Here is a 4,167-nt window from a genome sequence, read left to right as displayed (position 1 = left end):
CGTGCTCAGATGCCCTTCTACGCGGATACGGCGGCTCATGCGCTCGCTCCTGAGGAGGGTAGTAGCAAGCACTGCTCCCACACTTCTCAATGTAAACGGCGCACTCCAGAATACCTAATCTTTTTCCGGATTTGGTATGAGATCCCCCAAAATCGGCTACCCGGCTGCTGGAACTGCCCGAAGCCGCCGTCCCGGCTCACCCGCGCTTGCCGAAGGGGACTTCAACCGCGCACCACGGAGAACACGCCCAACGCCGGTGCGACGTTTATACCCTCTCCCGCTTGCGGGAGAGGGTGCGAGCCTGCGCGAGCGGGTGAGGGTCCCTCCCACACTTCCCTACCCCACCGCCCCCTCCAGCCCGTACTCCCGAATCTTGCGCGTGAGCGTGTTGCGGTGCACGCCCAGCAGGTCCGACGCATTGCCCAGGTGGCCGTTCACCAGCTTGAGCACCTCGCGAATGTGCAGCCGCTCCACCTCCGCCAGCGGCAGGTCCGGCGTGTAGCCGGGGAGCGGCGAGCCGTCCGGGGTGGGTTCGTCGCCGGCGGGGGGGCGCATCTGGTCCAGCGGCAGGTGCTCCGCCAGCAGCACGGGCCCGTGGGCCAGCAGCACGGCGCGCTCCAGCACGTTCTTGAGCTCGCGCACGTTGCCGGGCCAGTCGTGGCGGTGCAGCAGCTCCAGCACGGGGCGGGCGATGCCGCGAATGCCGCGGCCGTAGCGGATGGCGTACATCGCCACAAAGTGCCGCACCAGCAGGTCCAGGTCGCTGCCGCGGTCCGCCAGGCGCGGCAGGTTGAGCGTGACGACGGCAAGGCGAAAGTACAGGTCCTCGCGAAAGCCGCCGTCGGTGATGGCCGCGCGCAGGTCGCGGTTGGTGGCCGCCACCACGCGCACGTCCACGGGAATGCGCCCCTCGCCGCCCAGCCGCTCGATCTCGCGCTCCTGCAGCGCCCGCAGGATCTTGCTCTGCAGCGGCAGCGACATGTCGCCGATCTCATCCAGGAACAGCGTGCCCCCGTGCGCCCGCTCAAACCGGCCGATCTTGCGGGTGATGGCGCCGGTGAACGCCCCCTTCTCGTGCCCGAACAGCTCGCTTTCCAGCAGGTTTTCGGGGATCGCCGCGCAGTTGATGGCGACGAACGCCCCCGCCGCGCGCGGGCTGTTGCGGTGGATGGCCTTGGCCACCAGCTCCTTGCCCGTGCCGCTCTGCCCCAGGATGAGCACCGTGGCCGGACTGGCCGCCACGCGCCCCACCATGCGGAACACCTCCAGCATGGCCGGGCTGGCGCCGATCGCCGCCTCGTCGTCGTCCTCGGCGTCGGCGTCGGACAGCGGCACCACCTCGTCGCCGGCGAACACCTGGCGCAGCAGCCCCGCCAGCTCGCGCGCGTCCACCGGCGCCGCGATCAGCCCCAGCACCCCCAGCCGCGACGATTCCACCATCGCCTGCATCGTGGGCCGCGACGCAGCCAGCACGATGGAGCCGGAGGGCACGCCGCTTTCGATCAGCCGCGCCACCAGCGTCAGGTCCACCGTGGGAAGGTCCAGCGACAGCAGCAGCGCGTCTGGCGGAGTGGCGCGCAGCATCTCCAGCCCCTCGCCCAGCGACGCCGCGGCGCGCACGACCGCCCGCGCACCGGCCGCCTCGACGGCGGCGGCGCGCGTTTCCTGCGCGGGGTCCACGACCAGCAGGCTCGGCTGCGGCACGGGCAGATTCTGCATGTTGATGAAGGAATGAACTGGGGCATAATGGGGCATTCTGCAAAATGGTGCAACGGACCCTCATCCCGGCTCGTTTCCTTCCCTGCCCCACTCCGCTAACGACGCGGCAGAGGGGGGTGAGCGTCACACACAGTTTTTTTAAGCGCTGCGGATGGATCCCAGCGGGCGCCCCCTCCGGGCGAACACCACTCGCCCACCTCCCCCAAAAAACCCTGGGGGAGGTTGGTTGTGGGGTTGAGATGAGGGTGATGGATACAGGTTGGTGCGAGATGGTAGGCCGCCCCCCTCCCCGGCCCTCCCCCGCAACTGCGCGGGGGAGGGAGGTGCGACGCACCACGGGTGATCGAAGCGGGATCGAAGTTTATACCCTCTCCCGCGTGCGGGAGAGGGTGCGAGCCTGAGCGAGCGGGTGAGGGCCCCATGCGCCGACATCACCATCCCTCCAAACGGAGATCCCCCTCCCCCGCCGGAGCGGGAGAGGGGGACCGGGAGTTCGTGGGTGCAAAGCACGGACTACACTTCGCCAGCAGCCGATGACTCAACATTGGTGGGACTCCCTGCGGATCTCCGGGGATACCAGGAGGATGAACACGGGCAGTCAGCCAGCCGGACCCGCCGCGCGTTCCCGCGCTCCGCACCCACGAACCCGTCGAAAGGCCGGCTCGTTTTCCGGACCTTCGCGAGCGTTGCGCTCTCCGGATGCCGGCCGCGGCGCGCGCGGCCGGCATGCCACCCTGCGGATGCGCCGTTACTGGCGGACGTACCGCGTGGCGGCGTACACGTCCATGAAGCCCGCGCCCACCTCCCACTCGGCGTATCCCGGCAGCGGGACCGCCGTACGGATGAGGGCGGTGTACGCCGCCGACGGGCTCAGCTGGCCGCCGGCCGCCTCTTCGAGCACCGCGATGGCGCCGGCCACGTGCGGCGCGGCCATCGAGGTTCCGCCGGCGCAGGTGTAGTACGGCAGGTGGCCCGAGCTGATGTTGCAGTCCATCACGTCGGCGGGCAGGTCCAGGCCCGACATCAGCACGCCCAGCACCGCGCGGGTGGAGACGATGTTCACGCCCGGGGCCGTGATGTCGGGGTGCACCAGCGGGTCGCCGCTGATGCCGCGCGACGAAAAGTCCGCCAGGATGTTGCCGCGGCCGTCCGCGCACTGCGCCGCGCCGTTGGTCGGCTCGGGCGAAATCCCCATCTTGCACCCCGCGGCCACCGAGATCACCCACGGCGCGGCGCTGTACGGGTTCAGCGTGTTCTCGCCCGGGCCCTCGTTGCCGGCCGCGAACACCACCGCCACGCCCGCGTCGTACAGCTTGCGCGTCGCCACGTTGATCGGGTGCGCCGGATCGTACACCCCGCTGCTGCCCCAGGAGTTGTTCACCACCTGGATGTTGTACTGCTCGTGGATGTCCAGGATGTAGTCCAGCCCGGCCAGCGCCCACAGCACGAACACCGCGTCACCCGCGCCGATGCCGATGAGGGTGGCGTCGGGCGCCACGCCCCGGTAGTAGCCGCCGTTGCTGCTGGCGCCGTTGCCCGCCGCGATGCCGGCCACGTGCGTGCCGTGCCCCATGCTGGTTTCGCTGGTGGGCAGGTTGGCCACGAACAGCTTGCCGCCCGGCGCCGGCAGGGTGGGGTCCAGCGTCAGCAGGTCGCCCAGGTCGGCGATGAACTTGGCGTTGTGCACGGTCTTGGTGCCGTACTGCAGCCCCGCGTTGTACAGGCCGTCCACGCCCGAATCCAGGATGGCGATGCCCACGCCCTTGCCCGTAAAGCCCGCGTTCCACGCGTCGGTGGCGCGGACCGCGCGCGTGCTCTCGGCCAGGTAGAACTCCAGCTGCTTGTTGCTGTAGACGCCCGTTACCCCCGGCCGCGTGGTGATGCTGGCGATCTGCGCCGGCGTGGCCACGGTAAACACCACCGGCAGGTTCTTGAACTTGAGGATCCCGGCACCCAGGCTGGTGAGCGCGCCGGCGATGCTGCGGCTGTTGGTCACCTTTTCGTCATACGCCACCAGCACCTGCAGCTTGTCGGTGGGCGAGGCCAGGTTCAGCAGCGTGGTGAGCGTGGGATCGATCTTCACCACCGGGGGAATGAGCCCCAGCAGGTTCGACGGCGCGGCCTCGGGCGCGGCGTCCACGGGGCCCGCGTGGTCCTGGCAGGCGGCCAGGGTGAGCATGCAAGCGGCCAGTGCAATCAAGCGCTTCATCGTTCCGTCCTCCGGTTGCTTCTTGAGACGCAGTGAGTGGTGTGTTGAGTCGGCGCCGTAAAAAGCAATCAGGGGTCCATTTTCGTACGGGCGTCCGATCCACCCGTGCCGCAACCGCAAAACCGCGAACTTTCCGCATCCGCGCCAGGCACCGCGGCGGGCCGATTAATTTTAAAATGCGGCCCGGGTATACGGTTGGGGGGGATTTAGATTGGTTTGATTAGATTTAACGGGACGCC

2 protein-coding genes are annotated in these 4,167 nt (G+C 69.0%); both read right to left on the bottom strand.

The features are described 5' to 3' along the window. Nucleotides 1–336 precede the first annotated feature (336 nt). Nucleotides 337–1,719, bottom strand: coding sequence for a sigma 54-interacting transcriptional regulator (locus ACOJUJ_RS14680; protein ID WP_420127642.1), 1,383 nt, complete (start codon nt 1,717–1,719; stop codon nt 337–339). 748 nt (nt 1,720–2,467) lie between these two features. Continuing rightward, complete coding sequence (locus tag ACOJUJ_RS14675) at nt 2,468–3,928, bottom strand: S8 family serine peptidase (RefSeq protein ID WP_420127641.1); 1,461 nt, start codon at nt 3,926–3,928, stop codon at nt 2,468–2,470. Nucleotides 3,929–4,167: the final 239 nt, after the last annotated feature.

The sequence above is a fragment of the Longimicrobium sp. genome, from assembly GCF_048594345.1.
In the GTDB taxonomy this organism is placed as follows: domain Bacteria; phylum Gemmatimonadota; class Gemmatimonadetes; order Longimicrobiales; family Longimicrobiaceae; genus Longimicrobium.
The sequence above is the reverse complement of the archived record's forward strand: the minus strand, read 5'-3'. Positions and strand labels throughout refer to the sequence as shown.